The organism is Pannonibacter anstelovis, assembly GCF_036881715.1.
GTDB lineage: Bacteria > Pseudomonadota > Alphaproteobacteria > Rhizobiales > Stappiaceae > Pannonibacter > Pannonibacter anstelovis.
Genome location: NZ_JBAKBF010000013.1, coordinates 1 through 17,730 on the forward strand (window position 1 = coordinate 1; position 17,730 = coordinate 17,730).

Sequence of the window (17,730 nt, forward strand, 5' to 3'; positions counted from 1 at the left end):
GACGCATCACGCCTTGGAAATACTCAAACGCCGCAAGGGCTTAACCAGTCTTCGGCTTCAGGAGATCATGATGGTGCAGACAGCCATTCCTTTCCATTTTTTCCGCGGCGGCACCTCGCGCGGCCCCTATTTCCGGCGGGAAGACCTGCCGGAGGACCGCGAGACGCTGGCCCGGGTTCTCGTGGCGGCGCTCGGCTCCGGGCACAAGCTGAACATTGACGGCATCGGCGGTGGCGCGGCCGTGACGACCAAAGTCGCGATGCTTTCCCGCTCCGAAACGAGCGGCTGCGACATCGATTACTTCTTCGCTCAGGTCAGCGTCGAGGATGGCCTTGTTGATTTCAAGCCCACCTGCGGCAACATCCTTTCGGGCGTCGGTCCTGCCGCCATCGAGATGGGCCTGATTGCCCCTCAGGGTGACGAAACCCGCATCCGCATCCTCTCGGTCAACACCGGCGCCAAGGTTGAGGCCGTTGTGCGCACCCCCGGCGGACAGGTCGAGTATGCCGGAGATGCCGCGATCGACGGCGTTCCGGGCACGGCTGCGCCCATCTATCTCAACTTCATGGATGTAGTGGGCTCTGCGACCGGCGCGCTTCTGCCGACAGGCAATCTGCGGGACGTGATTGACGGCATCGAAGTGACCTGCATGGATGTCGCCATGCCGATCGTCATCGCCCGCGCTGCCGATTTCGGCCTGAGCGGCGCCGAGACGGTCGAGGAACTGGACGCCAACCGGGCCTTCTACGACCGGATGGAACCCATCCGCCGCAAGGCGGGTGAGCTGATGGGCATGGGCAATGTGGAAAAGTCCGTGACGCCGAAGTTTGCGCTACTGTCTGAGCCGCGCAACGGCGGCACCATCACCGCACGCTACTTCATGCCCTGGAATTGCCATCCCACCATGGCGGTGACCGGCGCCCAGTGCCTTGCCTCCTGCGTGCTCACCCCCGGCACCGTGGCCGAAGGACTGTTCACCGCGCCGCAGGGCACGCCCGCGCTGGTGCTCATCGAGCATCCCGGCGGCGTGATTGACGTGACCGTCGACTATGAGAACGGCCCAGGCGGCTTCGCGCTCAAGTCGGCCGGATTGCTGCGCACGGCACGCCTGCTCGCCAAGGGAGAGGTGATGGTGCCGGCAGACGTGTGGGGTGGCAAATGAAGGTCCACATTCTGGACGACTGGTCCGACACCCTGCGCCATCTGCCTTGCTTTGAGCGGCTCAAGGGGCATGAGGTGACGGTCTGGACAGATCACGTGGAAGGGCCTGCGCTGGCCGCGCGGCTCAAGGGGGCGGAGGCTGTCTGTCTTTTCCGCGAGCGGACACGTGTGACCGCTGATCTGCTTGCGGCCCTTCCGGGCCTGAAGCTGATCTCCGGCCGGGGCGCCTGGCCGCATGTGGATGTTGCCGCCTGCACGGCCAATGGCGTTGCCTTTGCCTCCATGAAGCCGGCTGAGGTTCCCAACCACGCCGCAGCAGAACTGACCTGGGCGCTCATTCTGGCCGCGCTGCGCGGCCTGCCGGAGCAGATGGCGAGTGCCAAGGCCGGACAGTGGCAGGCCGGTGTCGGTCGCACGCTGCAGGGCAAAACCATCGGCATCTATGGCCATGGCAGGATCGGCCGGCTCATCGCCGGCTATGCCGCTGCTTTCGGCGCCAGAGTGATCTGGTGGGGATCAGAGGCCGGACGGGCGAGAGCCGCCGCGGAAGGCGGAGAAGTCGCCGCCAGCCGTGAGGCCTTTTTCGCAGGGTCGGACATCGTGACGCTGCATCTGCGCCTGACGCCTGAGACCAAGGGCATCATCACGCCTGCGGATCTTGCCCTGATGCAGCCCCGCTCCATTCTGGTGAACACCGCCCGTGCCGGGTTGATCGCCCCCGGTGCCCTGCGCGACGCACTGGATGCGGGCCGTCCCGGACTTGCTGCACTGGATGTGTTCGACGAGGAGCCGCTGACCGATGCCAGCGACCCGGTGCTGTCACATCCGCGCGTGATTGCAACGCCGCACATCGGCTTTGTGACGGAAGAAGAGTTCGACCTGCAGTTCGCCGACGTGTTCGATCAGGTCAATGCCTTTGCCGCTGGCAAGCCGGTGCACCTGGTCAATCCGGAGGTGCTTTGACCCCAATGAGGCGCGCCGCAACCGGCGCGCCCAGGATCACGATGACGATGCGGGTCAGATGGTGCAGGATGACGAAGCCGAGATCGGCACCGGCCACGATCGACAGCACCGTCATCTCCGCCTGGCCACCCGGCGCGAAGGCGAGGAAACCTTCCACCGGCTGCGCAAGACCTGAGAGCGTCACGATCTCTGTGAAGAGAGCTGCAAGCCCGGCCAGCAGCACGACGAAGGCAAGACCGGACAGGATGAAGCTGCGCAGCTCGCGAAGCGTCACCCCCATATACTGAACGCCGATTCCGATGCCGATGAACAGCTGCGCCCCAAGGATCGCCTCGGCGGGCGGACGGCTGTGAATGAAACCGCTCAGGGAGAGGACCGCCGTCACGATCATCGGTCCAAGGATCGTTGCACCGAAAAGCCCGATCCGCTCCCCGCCTTTCCAGCCGATGACAGCCGCCCCAGCCATCAGCAGAAGCTCGATCACCGGCAGGTCCCGCATTGGCGCCCCAACAGCGCCCGAGAGACTGGCTCCATACAGGGACGTCAGAATGATAGGTGCCAGGGTGACAATGACCAGAACGCGGGTGGCATGAATGAGGGCCAGCGCCCGGACATTTGCCCCGGCCTCCTGACCGAAGATCACCATGTCCTGCAGGCCGCCGGGCATGGCCGCGTACCAGGACGTCACCGGATCATATCCGAGGCGCCGGAAAAAGGGCATGCCAACGGCCCCGATCATCGCCACGTAAACCGGCACCAGCGCAACGCTGCCAGCCATCTGGGGAATGCGTCCGACCACCTCGGGCGTGATGGAGGCCCCCACGGCAACGCCAAGGACCGTCCGCGCCAGAATCGAGACCGTGCCCATTCCCTTCAGCGGTGCGCCGGACAGCGCCGCCAGCAGGCATGCGGCCATCGGGCCAAACAGAAAAGGCAGAGGCAGGCCGAGCAGGTAAAACACCGCCACACCCAGCCCCGCAATGGCAAGCGTCATCATCCTTTTTGTCATGCTTTTTGTCAGGTCCGCCCGCACACTTGCCTCCTTGCGCTTTCTTGTATCCAGATGTATACGACTGGATACTAAAGGACACAAGCGAGTTTACCCTATGGCTGAGGACAATGAAATCCCGCAGGGCCAGGCAGCTTACCGCCGCTTGCTGGAAGACATCCGCGATGGCGGCCTGGCTCCCGGTATGCGCCTTCGCGAGACCGAACTGGCAGAGCGGCTGGGCATCAGCCGCACGCCGGTCCGCGAGGCGATCCGGCAACTGGAAGCCGATGGCCTTGTCGTCCACCTGCCCCGGCAGGGCGCTTCGATCCGCACGCTGGACCATGCGGAAGTGGTCGAGCTTTATGAAATGCGGGCGGTGCTGGAAGGCACGGCTGCACGGCTGGCCGCACGCGCGGCTTCCAGCATCGAGCTGGCGGAACTCGCCGCCCTCAACAACGAGCTGGCGGCAGCGCCTGCTGGCCCGCAGGCCCGCGAGCTGAACCGGCAGTTTCACCGCACCCTGTTCGATGCCGCACGCAACCGGTTTCTGCTGAAGTCGATCAGTGCCCTGCAGAAGACCCTGCTCATTCTGGGCCCCAGCACGCTGACGGACCCTGAGCGCGCTGCGCTGGCCGTGGCCGAACATGCGGCGGTGCTGACCGCCTTTGAGGCCCGCGATGGCGCGGGCGCTGAAGCGGCGATGCGTGCGCATGTGGAAGCTGCCTTGTCGGCCCGGATCCGCAGCATGCGTGGCCGCGAAATTCCGCTGGAGGATGACGTATGAAAGACTGGCCCGGCACATTTGACGTTGCTGTTGTCGGCGGCGGCAATGCAGCGCTTTGCGCTGCCATCACCGCTGCGGAAGCGGGCTGCAGCGTTCTGATCCTGGAAGGGGCTCCGAAGCCTTACCGGGGTGGAAACTCGCGCCACACACGCAATTTCCGCTGCATGCACAAGGGACCGGCTTTCCCCCTCACCGGCACCTACGAGGAAGAGGAATATTTCCACGACCTCATGCTGGTGACCAAGGGGAAGACGGATGAAGGTCTGGCGCGCCTTGCCATCCGCACTTCGGAGGAGTGCCTGCCCTGGATGCAGGAGCATGGCGTGCGGTTCCAGCCCTCGCTCTCCGGCACCTTGTCCCTGTCGCGCACCAACGCCTTTTTCCTGGGCGGCGGCAAGGCGCTGGTGAACGCCTATTACAACACCGCCAGCGACCTGGGCGTGAAGATCGCCTATGAGGCGCAGGTCAAGCACGTGCATCTGGACGGCAGCCGCATCAGCCACCTCGAGGTGGAGATCGCCGGACAGCCGGTCACCGTGCAGGCCCGCACCTTCGTTCTGGCCTCGGGCGGCTTTCAGGCCGACATCGACTGGCTGGCTCGCGCCTGGGGGCCTTCGGCCCGCAATTTCCTGATCCGCGGCACCCCCTATAACCGCGGAACCGTGCTGCGGGACATGCTGGATCAGGGTGCGGAATCCGTTGGCGACCCGACCCAATGCCATGCCGTCGCCATTGACGGCCGCGCCCCGAAATATGACGGCGGCATCGTCACCCGCCTCGACTGCGTGCCCTTCTCCATCGTGCTCAACAAGGATGGCGAGCGGTTCTACGACGAAGGCGAGGATGTCTGGCCGAAACGCTATGCCATCTGGGGCCGTCTGGTGGCTGCCCAGCCCGATCAGGTCGGGTATGCGCTCATTGATGCCAAGTCGATCGACCTGTTCATGCCCTCCGTCTTCCCGCCCGTGAAGGCGGACACAATCGAGGAACTGGCTGCGAAAATGGGGCTGGAGCCGGCAGCCGTGCGCCGCACCGTCGACAACTTCAACGCCGCATGCCGCCCCGGCCCCTTCCACCCGACCGAACTCGACGGCCTGCGCACGGAAGGGCTGAATGTGCCCAAGACCAACTGGGCGCGACCGCTGGATACAGCCCCCTTCTATGGCTACGAGCTGCGCCCCGGCGTGACCTTCACCTATCTGGGCCTGAAGGTTGACAGCCGTGCACAGGTGCACAGCGCCGCCGGCCCCATCAGCAATCTCTGGGCTGCCGGCGAGATCATGGCCGGCTCCATCCTTGGCCAGGGCTATCTGGCCGGCTTCGGTATGACAATTGGCACTGTCTTCGGACGTATTGCGGGCAAGGAGGCCGCCGCCCATGCCGCTTGACACCACATCTTCCTTCGACGAGGCGCGCCGCCAGATCGAGATCTGCAACGCCTGCCGCTACTGTGAGGGGTTCTGCTCGGTTTTTCCGGCGATGACCCGGCAGAAGGCCTTTGCTGATGGCGACCTGACGCAGCTGGCCAATCTCTGCCACAACTGCCGGGGCTGTTACTACGCCTGCCAGTACACTGCGCCGCACGAGTTCAATCTGAACATTCCGGCGGCTCTGGCCGAGGTCCGCGTGGAAAGCTGGGAGCGGCTGGCCCGCCCGCAGGCCATCGCACGGCTGTTCCAGACCCATGGCGTCGCCATGGCCGGGCTTCTGGCTGCTGCGCTAGCCTTCTTCTTCTGGGCTCTTGCTGCCTTCAAGCCGCAGGATGGCGCGGGCTTCTACGCCCATCTGGCGCATAATACGATGGTGGCGATCTTCGTGCCCGCGTTTCTGGCCCCGCTCGGGCTCATTGCCCTGTCGGTGCGTGACTACTGGCGCGAGACCGGCGGCGGCCGTTTCCGGCTGATCCACGTTCTGCGCGCCTTTGACAATGCCGCCCGGATGAAGAACCTCTCAGGCGGCCACGGCGAAGGCTGCAACTTCGAGGATGGTGACCGCTTCAGCAACCGCCGCCGGGTGTTCCACCAGCTGATGATGTATGGCTTCCTGCTCTGCTTTGCGGCAACCGCCAGCGGAACTGTCATGCACTACGCCTTCGGCTGGGAAGCGCCCTACCCGCTGTTCTCCCTGCCCAAACTGCTGGGTGTCCCGGGTGGTGTGATGATGGTGGCTGGCGCTGCCGGACTGGCCTGGCTGAAGCTGCGGGCGGATGCCGCGCTTGGCGCGGTCAGGGTCTGGGGCGGTGAAATGGCCTTCATCCTGCTGCTTGGGGCCGTGGCTCTCACCGGGCTTGCGCTTTACGCCGCCACCGGCACGGACCTGACCGGACCGCTGCTGGCCATTCATCTGGCCTGCGTGATGGTGCTGTTCCTGCTGATGCCCTTCTCCAAGATGGTGCACGGCTTCTTCCGCCTCGCCGCCCTTGTGGCGGAAGCTGCCAAACCGGCTCCGGCCGGCGGAGAGTAAGAGGGAACATGCAGTTCCAGAGGTGGCCTCAAAACGCACGTTTTGGGGCCACCTCTTGCCTTATCCGTGCGCGAGTTGCACCAGCCGGTTGGCAAGCACCAGCTTTTCGGCAAGGGTGACGGCAAGCAGGCGGTGGAAGAGAAGGGCGAGTTCGCTGTCGGTGCGCTCCAGCTGCTCAAGATCCGCGCGGCAAAGACGGTAAACGGTGGCGGGGCTTTCCACCACCACATCGGCGGTGCGCTTGCCGTTGAGGCAGTGGCCAACCTCACCCACCACCGCACCGGCCGTCATGGTGCGCAGGCGCAGGCTGCGCCCATCTGGAAGTCTCATCTCCACACGCACGCGCCCTTCGCCGACGAGGAACACGTCGTCCGCCGGGTCGCCTGCCCGTATCAGGGCCGTGCCCGGCTCCAGCTCCAAGCGCTCCATGGCGCCAGCAAGATCGGAAAGGCGCGGGTGCGGCCCCAGGATCGATTCCAGATGATGAGAGATCTCCGCCCCGGCCGGGAGCAGCTTTTCCTCCACCAGCAGCACGTCCTCGCACAGTTCCAGCGCATGATCGAGATCGGCCGTACAGGTGACGCAATGCGCGCTGTCTCCCTCTCCGGTTCCTGTGTTCAGACCGGAACGGGCCAGCGCTGCAGAGACGCTTTGCGGCATGGCGCTGAAGATCAGGCGCACCCCGGCCCGCTCTGTCATCCCGTGGATCTTGGCAAAGCCGGCGGCAGCGGCGGAATCCATGCCGCTCATGCCGCTGAGGTCGATGATGAGAAACCGCAGCGGTGTGTCAGATGCCTGACCGGCCCGCTTGCGCACGCGGGCCACAACCTGCTCCATCGTGCCGAAGAAGAGATAGCCCTGCAGGCGCAGCACATGGATCTGTTCTCCCTCCCGGTCGAGCGCGCGCACGGCTTCCGCCGAACGGTCCACGCCGCTGCGCAGCTGGCGGCCATCGGCAGCCATGCGCACCACCGGCAGGCGGGCATAATTGTAGACAAACATGACCACCGAGAAGGCGAGCCCCAGCATCAGGCCATAGAGGAAGCCCAGCACGGCGATGGAGGCAAGAATAGCCAGAACAATCAGCCATTCGCCCTGCGGCAGCTTGCGGCGGGCGGCGATGGCCCAGTGGTAAATCAGCTCCGCGCCCAGAAATATCATCAGTCCGGCGGCAAGGAACCCGGGCATAGCGGCGGCAAGCGTCCCGGCAAAGGCAAGGCTGATGAGCAGGATCACCCCGGCAGCTATGCCCGTCAGACGGGTTGCCGCCTGCATCCTGGCAGCGAGCAGGGTGAGGCTGAGGCCGGTATAGCCAGGCGCGCCGCCGAAACACCCGGCAAGCAGATTGGCAACACCGCTCTCGCGCAGCTCCGCATTGGCATCCACCTCCCGGCCAAAGGCCGCCTCCAGCCCGCTGGTGTTGAGCAGCAGGCCAATGATGTTGAGGATGGCAATGCCGAGCATCAGCGGAAGCGCCTGCACGACAGCCCCCCAATCGGCCTGCCCCGCAATCCAGAGCGGTGACGGCAGACTGACCATGGCATCGGCTGGAATATCTGGCAGCCAGGTCCAGGCGCGGGCCTGATCCGTCGAGATTCCGGCAGCGGCCAGCACGGCAAAAAAGGCGGCCATGGCTCCGGCCAGCGCCAGCGGCATGGTCAGCGGATGCGGCAGACAGGCGAGACTGACTGCAAGCACAAGTGCCATCAGCACGGCAGGCAGCAGGGCGCCGAGGAATACGGGGTCTTTCACGCTGGCAGACAGATCCGCCGCGAAACCGGACGCGATGGCGGCAAGGCTGTGCTCCCCCGTCACCATGACAAGCGCCCCCTCGATCAGCAGCCAGCCGGTGCCCGACAGAAACCCGGCAATGACCGGATAGGGCAGAAACCGCACCAGCGTACCAAGCCGCAGCCGGCCGAACAGCAGGAACATCACCCCGGTCACCAGAGTGCTCACGCCCAGAATGGCAAGGATGGTCGCAATCTGCCGGTCGGTCTCCTGCCCTTGCATGCCCGCAAGAATGCCCGCCATGGAGGCAGAGAGGATGGCAATGCTGGTTTCCTGCACAAGCGCCACATTGCCCACGTAGGGACTGCGCAGCGCGATGTAGACCGACAGGATGACACCGCTGAGCAGCAGCACCGCCACCCCCATGCCAAGCCCCGCTGCCAGCGGCCCGGCAAACAGCAGCGCGGCAAAGGCAACGCCCGTGCCCAGATTGTCGAGGCCTGCGGTCAGGCCTGCGGTGACAGATCGCAGATGCTCTTTCATGACCACGCCTGCCTGACCCGTGGCCCAGGTGTCTTCAATAAAACGGGCATCCTGAACCTGCACAGGGTCTGGAACTGAAACTGGCTGGATGTCATGGCAAACCAATGCAGAAAGATTATGAGGCCTCAGCCTTGGAACCGGAAGCGCTCTACTCCCGGCCCCGCACGCCTCTCAAGTGCAGAGCCACTGGCAGGGAACCAGTCCCGGTTGAGCGGAGCTCTGCATTCACCTGCAAAATACAGCATGAAGCTTCCGGCCGAGGCAAACGTATTTTTCCCTTGAAATCTGTGGCTTGCAGCCCGTGCGCTGGAATGTGGCCAATCCTGCGCGCAAGCATCAACACACATTGACGCTTCTGCTGACGCAGAGCTCTGCTTCCGGCCGTGCATCGCCCGTCTGCACACAGGAAGGCCTTTCCCGGCTCATGTCTGCGCCCCATAAACAAAGGACCTCATGCGGGCACGAACGTTGGGGAATCCTTGAATTCTTCAAGCGGATTTACTGAAATTTAGAAGTCCCAATTTAGAAGATATTGCGAATTTTTGGGAGAGATGGCCTGTGTTCAAGCTAGTCTTGCTAGTTAAAAACCTCGATCATTGCCCCCTTATCATGCACAAACTCGGCCAGCTTTACCCTGCCGAACTGTTTGAGTACGGGGACGCACACCGTGCCGGCCTGTTTGCAGCAGATCTGGTGCTGATCGATGTCTCAGAGTCTGAAGATGCCGACACGGAGACGGTGCGTCAGGCGCTGTCTGAGACCCGCAACGTCACAAGTGTTGCACTTGTACGGCCAAACAACCGCCGGGACGAAGTACAGGCTAACTCGCTTGGCACAACGCTCGTTTGGTCACGCATCCGTCCGGTAAAGACCGTGCTGAAAGATGTCGAGCGGCTGCTCGGCTCCTACAGCATGCCCGAGATCCCCGGAGATGTGCCACCGGCAACGCGCAAGTCTGTGCAGGCCGTGAGCCGGGCGCTCGGTGATTGCGTTACGTCCGCCATCTCGGACGAGCCCTTTCCGGTTGCGCAGATCGGGCGCGCCGTGGACCTGACCCTGTCGTCCTTTCGTGTGGAAGGGCTGGACGCATGGACAGCCGCAGTACAGATGCACCACAGCCACACCTATTGCCACTCCATGCTGGTGACGGGTTACGCTCTCGCCTTTGCCGATGTGATGGGCATGACGGTGGATGAAAGGGCGCGGCTCGGCACCGCGGCGCTGCTGCATGACGTAGGCAAGGTCTTCATCCCTCTCTCCATCCTCGACAAGGCCGGCAAGCTGACGGATGAGGAGTTTGCCGCGATCAAGATGCACCCGGTCAAGTCGCGTGAACTGCTCTTCGGACAGCCGGGCATTTCGGACGAGGTTGTCGACATCGCCGCTCACCATCATGAATATCTCGATGGCAGTGGCTATCCGGACGGGCTGAAAGGCGACGAAATCAGCCGCAGCGTGCGAATGCTGACGATCTGCGACATTTATGCGGCTCTCACCGAGAAGCGTGCCTACAAGCCCGCACTCAGCCCGCGTCAGGCCTATGGCATTCTGGTCGACATGGGCCGCAAGATCGACCAGGGCCTGTTGAAGATGTTCAGACAGGTTGCCTTTGAGGCCGACAGGGTGGCCACCGTGAAACGCAAGGCAGGCGGCTTCTGATACCGGCTTTGGGCAGGAAGGGTCCCCGGCTCATTCGACGGCGTACAGAGAGACTGTGACCGCCTGCGCATGGCGGGCGCCGGTGCCAACGAACAGGGTGCGGTTGACCCACCCATAGCGCGGATCCCCCGTTTCCAGCCTGGCTTGCGTGCGCATGTAATAGGATCCCGGCGGCACGCTTTCGCCCCGTGCCACGGCAGCCAGCACTTCGGCCGGACCATGGCGGAAGCCGAAATTGATGATCTCGATCACCGCCCCGTCGTCCGTCTCCATGGCATAGCGCGTGTCCAGTTCGGCAAGCCCATCGGCGAAGATGGTCTGCCAGTCGGCTCCCAGATTCAGGATACGGCCGTTGAGGCGCGGTCCCGTCACCTTTCCGCCAATGATGGGGATGATCCGCCGCTTGCCCGCACGCCCCGCACCCATCTCCATGATTGGGGCAAGTTCGACCTCAAGATTGCAGACATGAACGAGTTGCGGAACCGGCAAGACAACGGGCGCACTGACAGGCTGGGGCATGGACTTTCCTCCGGTGAAGTGTATATTGTTAACCTCATAAACAACATAAGCAGGCGGCGCTTTTTCTTGCAAGACGCGAGGGATGCATCAGCCCGGGAACCGGAGGAAACCCGCCCCATGACAGGCGACGGGGAGAACCACAACGGCGGGGCAGAAACAGCTGCCGGCACCGCCGAGCCGATGGAAAAGCTTGACCAGCTGATCGGCTACAATCTGAAGCGCGTCTATATTCTCGTTCAGAATGACTTCCGTCAGGCGCTGACGGATGATGACATGTCACCGCGGATGTTCTCCGTGCTGTCCATGAGCGTGGAATCTCCGGGCATCACACAAAGCGAAGTTGCCCGGCAGCTGGGGATCGAGCGCTCGGGCCTCGTGTCCATCATCGATGACATGGAGAAGCGCGGCATCCTGAGCCGGATGCCGGTGGAGGGTGACCGGCGCGCTCAAGCCCTGCACCCGACAGAGGAAGGCCGCGCGCTGTACGAACGGGCGCTGACGGCCGTATTCGGCCATGAGGAGCGGATTTTTTCCGTCCTTTCGCCTGATGAGCAGGCCAAACTGCTGGAGTTGCTGATGCGTGTGAGGCGGTCTGCCGAAGGCGGCTGACGGCTCCCTCTCAGTTCCTGGAGAGATCATAAAGACGAACGGCGCGGATCATCTCCGCGCCGTTCGTCTTTGCAGGCCCGCCATGGACCGGCGCCCGTCAGTAGATGAGCCAGACCAGTGCCAGCGTGATCGGCGGGAACAGCACCAGAATGACCGTGCGCACAAGGTCCGTGACCACGAAGGGCATGGCACCGCGGAAGGTTTCGCCAATCGGGATATCCTTGGCCAATCCGTTGATGATGAAGAGATTCATCCCAACCGGCGGTGTGATCAGGCCGACCTCGACGACGATCAGAACCAAGATGCCGAACCACAGGCCGAAATCATCGGGCGACATGCCGAAATCAAGCCCAACCATCACCGGATAGATGATCGGAACCGTCAGCAGGACCATGGACAGGGAGTCCATGATGCAGCCGAAGACCAGATACATCAGCAGAACGATGCTGAGCACGAACCAGGGCGAGAAGCCCTGACTGCCGACCCATTGCGCCGAGAGCTGAGGCAACTGGGTGAGGGCCAGAAAGCCGTTATAGACCGCCGCCCCCAGAACGATGAGGAAGATCATCGCCGTAGAGGATGCGGTGGACAGAATGGCCTTGCGCAGCTTCTGCCAGCTCATGCCGCCAGACGCGACGGCCGCAACGCCAGTGCCCGCCGCGCCAACGGCAGCCGCTTCGGTCGGGGTGAAGAAGCCGAGATAGATGCCGCCAACAACCACCAGGAAAATGGTCAGCACCGGCCATACGCTCGCCAGCGCTGCAAGACGGCCAGACCACGGCACGCGCTCCTGCACGGCGGCGGAATTGGGCGAGACACGCACCCAGATGGCAATGGCAATGATGTAGCCAACGGCTGCCAGAATGCCCGGGATCATCGCCGCGACAAAGAGCTTGGCGATGTTCTGCTCGGTCAGGATGGCATAGATGACGAGGATCACCGACGGCGGAATAAGAATGCCCAGCGTGCCGCCCGCTGCCAGCGCACCGGTGGACAGGGAGCCCGGGTAGCCATAGCGCCGCAGCTCCGGCAGCGCGACCTGCGCCATGGTTGCGGCGGTGGCCAGCGAAGAGCCGCAGATCGACCCGAAACCGGCTGAAGCACCGATTGCGGACATGGCCACACCGCCGCGCCGGTGCCCCAGGAAAGAGGCAGCAGCGCTGAAGAGCGATGATGACATGCCGGACAGTGTCGCGAACTGGCCCATCAGCAGGAACAGGGGCACGATGGACAGCGAATAGTTGGAAAATGTGCCGAAAGTCAGGTTCTTCAGCTGGTTCAGCATCATCATGTTGCTGCCCGTCACCATCCATGCACCGCCCAGCCCGACCGCCAGCATGGCAAGGGCGATGGGAAAGCGCAGAAAGATCAGGGCCAGCAAAACCGGAAAGGACCAGAGCCCCAGCTCAATATTAGACATTTGCCGCTTCTCCCCCTGTCCTGCCCGTCAGCGCCCGGGCGGAGCGCAGAACACAGAACACGGCGACATAGATGAAGGCTGCACACCCTGCGACGCCAGCCGCATAGGCCTGCCAGACAGGAAACTGCAGAATGAAGGTGGTCTCGGCATAGCGCATCTTGTCATGCATACCGAGCCAGAGGCGCCAGGTGATCACCAGAGCGGCACCGAGCATCGCCAGATCGATGAGCACATCAAGCATCCGGTTCATGAGCGCCGGATAGACGGGCTGCAGCAGATCGACGCTGGCATGGCCCCTCATGAGGTGACACCAGGGCAGAAAGGCGAAAATGGCGAAGCCAACGCCCATCTCGATCCATTCATAGTCGCCCCTGACCGGCTGCAGGCCGAACGGGATCAGGATACGCCCGATGATTGAGACACAGGCAAGCGCTGTCAGGATGATAAGCACGCCGCCACCCAGATAGGCCATTGCGCGCGCAACCCAGTCAGCGGTTCTGAAATAGAAAGCATACACGGTGCGTCATCCTGCTGGTGGGGAAGGACCGGGCGGGCACCGCCCGGTCCAACAGGGTTACTTGGCTGTATTTTCCTCGATCAGCTTCTTGGCCTGATCGATGAGCGCCTGTCCGTCGATGCCCTTGGTCTGCATATCGGCAACCCAGCGGCCGATCACCGGCTGGGAAGCTTCCTTCCAGCGGGCAACTTCCGTCTCATCGAGCGTGATGATGTTGTTGCCGGCCTTGACTGCAATTTCACGCGCCGGAGCGTCATAGTCATGCATGACCTTGGCAGCGAAAGCCGAGAGTTTGGCACCGGACTCTGCGTCCAGGATCGCCTTCAGATCATCGGGCAGCGCGTCGTACTTGTCCTTGTTCATGGCCAGCACGATGGTTGCGGTGTAGAGCGATTCCCTGCCACCGAACTCTGTGTGGTTCTTGACGAGTTCAGTCAAACGGATCGAAGACGTCACTTCCCAGGGGATCACAGTGCCACTGATGACACCCTTGGAAAGCGCTTCCGGAATACCCGGCAGTGGCAGACCGACCGGCGTTGCGCCCAGTTCGGACAGAAGGTCGTTGATGACGCGGGTCGGACCACGCACCGTCTTGCCCTTCATGTCTTCCAGCTTGGCAACCGGCTCGATGGAGTGAATGACGCCGGGGCCATGCACCCATGCACCCAGAACCTTGACGTCCTGGTATTCATTGTTCTGGAAGTCGCTGTCCACCATGTTCCAGAATGCCAGCGAGGTTGCGACCGGGTCTGTCATCATGAACGGCAGTTCGAACACTTCGGTGCGCGGGAAACGGCCAGGCGTGTAGCCAACGACCGTCATGATCATGTCCACGACGCCATCACGCGCCTGGTCCATCAGCTCCGGCGGACGCCCGCCGAGAGACATCGCGTCAAAATGCTCGACCTTGATGCGGCCACCGGAGGCCTTTGCCAGTTCCTCGCTCCAAGGCTTCAGGATCTTGGCAGGGACCGGCGCGGCCGGCGGCAGAAACTGATGCAGGCGCAGGGTGACTTCCTGGGCCGCAGAAGGCAGAGCCGAAAGGGCCATGAGCCCGGCGGCCATCAGTGCTACAAGTCCACGCTTCTTCATGTCTTTCCTCCCGTTTCACCCCAGCCGGACCCCGGCTGGGGTGTATTCCTCCTCCGAAACCCTCAGCGGAAGCTGGGGGCCCTCTTTTCAAGAAAGGCCTTGAGGCCTTCCTGCGCATCCGGCGTTGTGACCGACATGGCCGCCGCCAGGCTTTCCACGAACAGGCCATCGCTGCGTGACATGTCGTCGATGCGGCCGAGAGCCTGGATCATCAGATAGTTCGAGAACGGCGCATTGGCGGCGACGCGCATGGCGATTTCCATCGCCTTGCCGAGCGCCTCACCTTCCTCCACCACATAATGGGCAAGACCGAGGGCCAGCCCCTCCTGCGCACCATAACTACGGCCGGTGAGCATCATCTCCCGCATGCGGTCTGCGCCGATCAGACGGCCGATGCGCACAGTCGCACCTCCGCCAACGAAGATGCCACGGCGGCCCTCCGGCAGCTGGAACCGCACCGAAGGCTCGGCAATACGCACATGGGTCGAGGCGGCAATCTCCAGTCCACCACCAATAACGGCACCGGTCATCGCCGATATGACGGGCAGACGGCCATATTCGATGAGATCGGAAACCCGGTGCCAGTTGCGGGAGTGATAGACTGTGTCCTCGCCAGACCGCGCCTTATGCTCGGCCAGATCAAGCCCGGAACAGAAATGGCCGCCCGAGCCGGTCAGCACCACAGCCTTGATATGGGCAGGCGGCGCCGAAAAGAACCGGTCTAGCGCATCCACCAGAGCATCGCTCATGGCGTTACGCTTTTCAGGCCGGTTGAATGTCAGAACAGCAATGCCCTCGCGCTCCTCAACGCGCATGACATCCGTTCCATGAACTGCTTCACGCATCGGGTCCTCCCTCCCGATCCATGTGGATCGAGATTGTTATAGCAGTGAACAGTTTATTCTCATAGCGGTTTTTAAGGGGAAACACGCATGGCCGGAATGGCCGCGGACGCAGCAGCCTCAGACACTGGCCAGCAGCCAGTCCCGCACACGGGCGGCCGGGCTGCGCGGTGCAGGACGGCGCGAGGACCAGAGCCGCAACCCGCGCCGGAGAGTAACTCTTCCTGAAAAAGGTGCAACCAGCATGCCTGCTGCCAGTTGCCGTGTCACCAGTGCTTCATGCCCGATGAGGACGCCCGCGCCATTGATGGCTTCCTCCAGCGCCAGAGAATAAAGGGAAAACACGGGCCCAGCCCGCAAAGGCACATGCGGAGCATGGGCAGCAGCCCAGAGGCCCCAGTCATCTGCCCAGCTGGCATCCTGCAGGCAGGGCACATCGGCCAGGTTTTCCACCCCCTCCAGTCTCGCGGCAAGAGCAGGTGAGCAAACGGGGAAAATCACGTCCCGCGCCAGCCAGCCGTCCGCATCCTCCCCATAGAAGAGGCAAAGATCATAGGGCGCACGCTTGAGGTTCGGCGGCTCTTCCATGGCCGTGATGGAGATGGAGATTTCGGGCGCCGCCGCGCGCAAGGCCGGGAGGCGCGGAGAGAGCCAGAGCTGGGCCAGCGATGGCAGGGTCGCAACATGCACCTGCCGGGGTGCAGCTTCCGCCTGCAGAATGCGGGACGCATCGGCCAGCGCGTCAAAGGCAGACGTGAAGGCCGGACTGACCCGCTCCCCCAGCCGCGTGAGCTTAACTCCGCGCGGCGAGCGCTCGAACAGTCCTGCCCCCAGCGTCTTTTCCAGCGCCTTCACATGAGCAGTCACCGCCCCTGGCGTCACCCCCAACTCTTGCGCGGCAGCAACAAAGGAACCGAGCCTTGCCGCAGCCTCGAAAGCACGCAGGGCATTGAGCGGCAGATCCCTTGGCTTGGGTGGTGCAACAGCCATCATGAGCCTCAAATTTTCTAAGCCTAGATTTTCCATGATCTGAGTTGCCGTCAAGCGGCAAGGCGCCCTAGCCTCGGCTTATCGAAGTGCATTCACAGGATGTCCCGCATGACCAGCCTTGTCCGGCGCCACTGGGTCCCAGAAACTTGCGAAACCCGCGTCATGGAAATCGCGGCCACGACGGCTGGAGAGACATCAGCCGGAACGGCTGGGCGGATCGAAGCCTTGATCCGCCGCAACCTCGCCATCCATGATGAGGAGTGTTTTAACCTCAACCCGGCAACCAATGTGATGAACCCGCGCGCTGAAGCAGCCCAGGCCCGCGGCCTCGGCGGACGGCCGTCCCTTGGTTATCCAGGTGACAAGTATGAAATGGGTCTTGAGGCGATCGAGGAAATCGAAGTCATCGCGGCGGAGCTCTCCGCCGAAGTCTTTAAGGCAAACCATGCGGAAATCCGCGTTGCTTCCGGCGCCATGGCCAACCTCTATGGCTTCATGGCGCTGACGAAGCCGGGTGACGTCATCATCGCCCCGCCCGGCTCCATCGGCGGCCACGTCACGCACCATGCGGCCGGATGCGCCGGGCTCTATGGCCTGATCACCCATGCAGCACCCGTGCTGGCCGATGGCTACACGGTGGATCTGGAAGGCCTGCGCAAGCTGGCGCTGGAGGTGCGCCCGAAGCTGATCACCATCGGCGGCAGCCTCAACCTCTTCCCTCATCCCGTGCGGGAGATCAGGGCGATTGCCGATGAAGTGGAAGCGCATGTGCTGTTTGATGCTGCGCATCAGTGCGGCATGATTGCCGGCGGCGTCTGGGCCAATCCGCTGGACGAAGGCGCACATCTCATGACCATGAGCACCTACAAGAGCCTCGGTGGCCCGGCCGGCGGCCTGATCGTGACGCGGGATGCACAGATTGCCGAACGGCTGGACCACATCGCCTTCCCCGGCATGACCGCCAATTTCGATGCCGGAAAATCAGCCGCTCTTGCGCTCACCATGCTGGACTGGCGCGACTTCGGCCCCGCCTACACGCGCGCCATGGCAGAGCTGTCACTGGCTTTGGCAACAGCCCTGAAAGCCGAAGGACTACCCGTGTTCGAAACCCCGCGCGGCATGACGCAGAGCCACCAGTTCGCGCTGGAGGCCGCGCGTTTCGGCGGCGGACAGGCTGCATCAAAGACGCTGCGCAAGGCAGGTTTCCTTGCCAGCGGCATCGGGCTTCCGGTTGCATCGGTTGAAGGGGATATGAATGGCCTGCGCTTCGGCACCCCGGAACTCGTGCGCCGGGGCGTCACCCCTGACACTGCGCCGGACCTGGCTCGTCTGATCGCAGCAGCCCTGACGGGCGGAAGACCGGAAGCGCTGGCCAAGGAAACGGCTGCGCTGCGGCGGCAGTTCACAGGCGTGCATTACGTGCACGCCTGAAGCGGCGGTCAGCCC

General features: G+C 63.2%; 16 protein-coding genes. 8 read left to right on the plus strand and 8 right to left on the minus strand.

Annotation, left to right across the window (positions count from 1 at the left end):
- Positions 1-70: 70 nt before the first annotated feature.
- Both V6L75_RS17540 and V6L75_RS17545 read left to right on the plus strand, forming a co-directional pair.
- Entirely contained in the window at positions 71-1,162 is a 1,092-nt protein-coding gene (locus tag V6L75_RS17540) for a 4-oxalomesaconate tautomerase (protein WP_334252900.1), read from the plus strand.
- Positions 1,159-2,124: a D-2-hydroxyacid dehydrogenase family protein gene (locus V6L75_RS17545; protein ID WP_334252776.1), complete on the plus strand. Its 966-nt coding sequence runs from the start codon at positions 1,159-1,161 to the stop codon at positions 2,122-2,124. The genes V6L75_RS17540 and V6L75_RS17545 overlap by 4 nt, the downstream gene beginning before the upstream one ends.
- On the opposite strand, the gene V6L75_RS17550 is transcribed toward V6L75_RS17545, so the two are convergent.
- Entirely contained in the window at positions 2,105-3,133 is a 1,029-nt protein-coding gene (locus V6L75_RS17550; RefSeq protein WP_334252777.1) for an AbrB family transcriptional regulator, read from the minus strand. The genes V6L75_RS17545 and V6L75_RS17550 overlap by 20 nt on opposite strands.
- Positions 3,134-3,230: 97 nt before the next feature.
- Here V6L75_RS17550 and V6L75_RS17555 point away from each other — a divergent pair, with 97 nt between their 5' ends.
- From V6L75_RS17555 to tcuB, 3 genes are read left to right on the plus strand one after another with little or no spacing between them, the layout of a single operon-like run.
- Positions 3,231-3,899: a GntR family transcriptional regulator gene (locus V6L75_RS17555; RefSeq protein ID WP_334252778.1), complete on the plus strand. Its 669-nt coding sequence runs from the start codon at positions 3,231-3,233 to the stop codon at positions 3,897-3,899.
- Positions 3,896-5,287, plus strand: a complete 1,392-nt coding sequence (gene tcuA / locus V6L75_RS17560) for an FAD-dependent tricarballylate dehydrogenase TcuA (protein WP_334252779.1) — start codon at positions 3,896-3,898, stop codon at positions 5,285-5,287. The genes V6L75_RS17555 and tcuA overlap by 4 nt, the downstream gene beginning before the upstream one ends.
- Positions 5,277-6,362, plus strand: a complete 1,086-nt coding sequence (gene tcuB / locus V6L75_RS17565) for a tricarballylate utilization 4Fe-4S protein TcuB (RefSeq protein ID WP_334252780.1) — start codon at positions 5,277-5,279, stop codon at positions 6,360-6,362. Before tcuA ends, tcuB begins: the two co-directional genes overlap by 11 nt.
- Before the next feature lie 60 nt (positions 6,363-6,422).
- Here tcuB and V6L75_RS17570 read toward each other — a convergent pair whose 3' ends face one another.
- The gene (locus V6L75_RS17570; RefSeq protein ID WP_334252781.1) at positions 6,423-8,636 is read right to left on the minus strand and encodes a SulP family inorganic anion transporter; all 2,214 of its coding nucleotides are present in this window, start codon (positions 8,634-8,636) and stop codon (positions 6,423-6,425) included.
- Between the two features lie 558 nt (positions 8,637-9,194).
- On the opposite strand from V6L75_RS17570, the gene V6L75_RS17575 reads away from it, so the two are divergent.
- Positions 9,195-10,295, plus strand: a complete 1,101-nt coding sequence (locus V6L75_RS17575) for an HD-GYP domain-containing protein (RefSeq protein ID WP_334252782.1) — start codon at positions 9,195-9,197, stop codon at positions 10,293-10,295.
- Between the two features lie 30 nt (positions 10,296-10,325).
- On the opposite strand, the gene V6L75_RS17580 is transcribed toward V6L75_RS17575, so the two are convergent.
- Positions 10,326-10,814, minus strand: coding sequence for a DUF3237 domain-containing protein (locus tag V6L75_RS17580; protein ID WP_334252783.1), 489 nt, complete (start codon positions 10,812-10,814; stop codon positions 10,326-10,328).
- Positions 10,815-10,931: 117 nt separating this feature from the next.
- On the opposite strand from V6L75_RS17580, the gene V6L75_RS17585 reads away from it, so the two are divergent.
- Positions 10,932-11,423, plus strand: a complete 492-nt coding sequence (locus tag V6L75_RS17585) for a MarR family winged helix-turn-helix transcriptional regulator (protein ID WP_334252784.1) — start codon at positions 10,932-10,934, stop codon at positions 11,421-11,423.
- Between the two features lie 97 nt (positions 11,424-11,520).
- Here V6L75_RS17585 and V6L75_RS17590 read toward each other — a convergent pair whose 3' ends face one another.
- The 5 genes from V6L75_RS17590 to V6L75_RS17610 form a co-directional block, all read right to left on the minus strand.
- Positions 11,521-12,843: a TRAP transporter large permease gene (locus tag V6L75_RS17590; RefSeq protein WP_334252785.1), complete on the minus strand. Its 1,323-nt coding sequence runs from the start codon at positions 12,841-12,843 to the stop codon at positions 11,521-11,523.
- Positions 12,836-13,360, minus strand: coding sequence for a TRAP transporter small permease (locus V6L75_RS17595; RefSeq protein WP_334252786.1), 525 nt, complete (start codon positions 13,358-13,360; stop codon positions 12,836-12,838). The genes V6L75_RS17590 and V6L75_RS17595 overlap by 8 nt, the downstream gene beginning before the upstream one ends.
- 57 nt (positions 13,361-13,417) lie before the next feature.
- Positions 13,418-14,452, minus strand: a complete 1,035-nt coding sequence (locus V6L75_RS17600; RefSeq protein WP_334252787.1) for a TRAP transporter substrate-binding protein — start codon at positions 14,450-14,452, stop codon at positions 13,418-13,420.
- Positions 14,453-14,514: 62 nt separating this feature from the next.
- Positions 14,515-15,297 carry a crotonase/enoyl-CoA hydratase family protein gene (locus V6L75_RS17605; RefSeq protein WP_334252788.1) on the minus strand — a complete coding sequence of 261 codons (783 nt, stop codon included), beginning with the start codon at positions 15,295-15,297 and terminating at the stop codon, positions 14,515-14,517.
- A gap of 117 nt (positions 15,298-15,414) precedes the next feature.
- Positions 15,415-16,284, minus strand: a complete 870-nt coding sequence (locus tag V6L75_RS17610; RefSeq protein WP_334252789.1) for a LysR family transcriptional regulator — start codon at positions 16,282-16,284, stop codon at positions 15,415-15,417.
- Between the two features lie 108 nt (positions 16,285-16,392).
- On the opposite strand from V6L75_RS17610, the gene V6L75_RS17615 reads away from it, so the two are divergent.
- Positions 16,393-17,715, plus strand: a complete 1,323-nt coding sequence (locus V6L75_RS17615) for a serine hydroxymethyltransferase (RefSeq protein WP_334252790.1) — start codon at positions 16,393-16,395, stop codon at positions 17,713-17,715.
- Positions 17,716-17,730 lie beyond the last annotated feature (15 nt).

Coding starts and splice junctions, on each gene's coding strand:
- V6L75_RS17540 (WP_334252900.1), top strand. CDS start 71: ATGGTGCAGACAGCCATTCCTTTCCATTTTTTCCGCGGCGGCACCTCG.
- V6L75_RS17545 (WP_334252776.1), top strand. CDS start 1,159: ATGAAGGTCCACATTCTGGACGACTGGTCCGACACCCTGCGCCATCTG.
- V6L75_RS17550 (WP_334252777.1), bottom strand. CDS start 3,133: ATGACAAAAAGGATGATGACGCTTGCCATTGCGGGGCTGGGTGTGGCG.
- V6L75_RS17555 (WP_334252778.1), top strand. CDS start 3,231: ATGGCTGAGGACAATGAAATCCCGCAGGGCCAGGCAGCTTACCGCCGC.
- tcuA (WP_334252779.1), top strand. CDS start 3,896: ATGAAAGACTGGCCCGGCACATTTGACGTTGCTGTTGTCGGCGGCGGC.
- tcuB (WP_334252780.1), top strand. CDS start 5,277: ATGCCGCTTGACACCACATCTTCCTTCGACGAGGCGCGCCGCCAGATC.
- V6L75_RS17570 (WP_334252781.1), bottom strand. CDS start 8,636: ATGAAAGAGCATCTGCGATCTGTCACCGCAGGCCTGACCGCAGGCCTC.
- V6L75_RS17580 (WP_334252783.1), bottom strand. CDS start 10,814: ATGCCCCAGCCTGTCAGTGCGCCCGTTGTCTTGCCGGTTCCGCAACTC.
- V6L75_RS17585 (WP_334252784.1), top strand. CDS start 10,932: ATGACAGGCGACGGGGAGAACCACAACGGCGGGGCAGAAACAGCTGCC.
- V6L75_RS17590 (WP_334252785.1), bottom strand. CDS start 12,843: ATGTCTAATATTGAGCTGGGGCTCTGGTCCTTTCCGGTTTTGCTGGCC.
- V6L75_RS17600 (WP_334252787.1), bottom strand. CDS start 14,452: ATGAAGAAGCGTGGACTTGTAGCACTGATGGCCGCCGGGCTCATGGCC.
- V6L75_RS17605 (WP_334252788.1), bottom strand. CDS start 15,297: ATGCGTGAAGCAGTTCATGGAACGGATGTCATGCGCGTTGAGGAGCGC.
- V6L75_RS17610 (WP_334252789.1), bottom strand. CDS start 16,284: ATGGCTGTTGCACCACCCAAGCCAAGGGATCTGCCGCTCAATGCCCTG.
- V6L75_RS17615 (WP_334252790.1), top strand. CDS start 16,393: ATGACCAGCCTTGTCCGGCGCCACTGGGTCCCAGAAACTTGCGAAACC.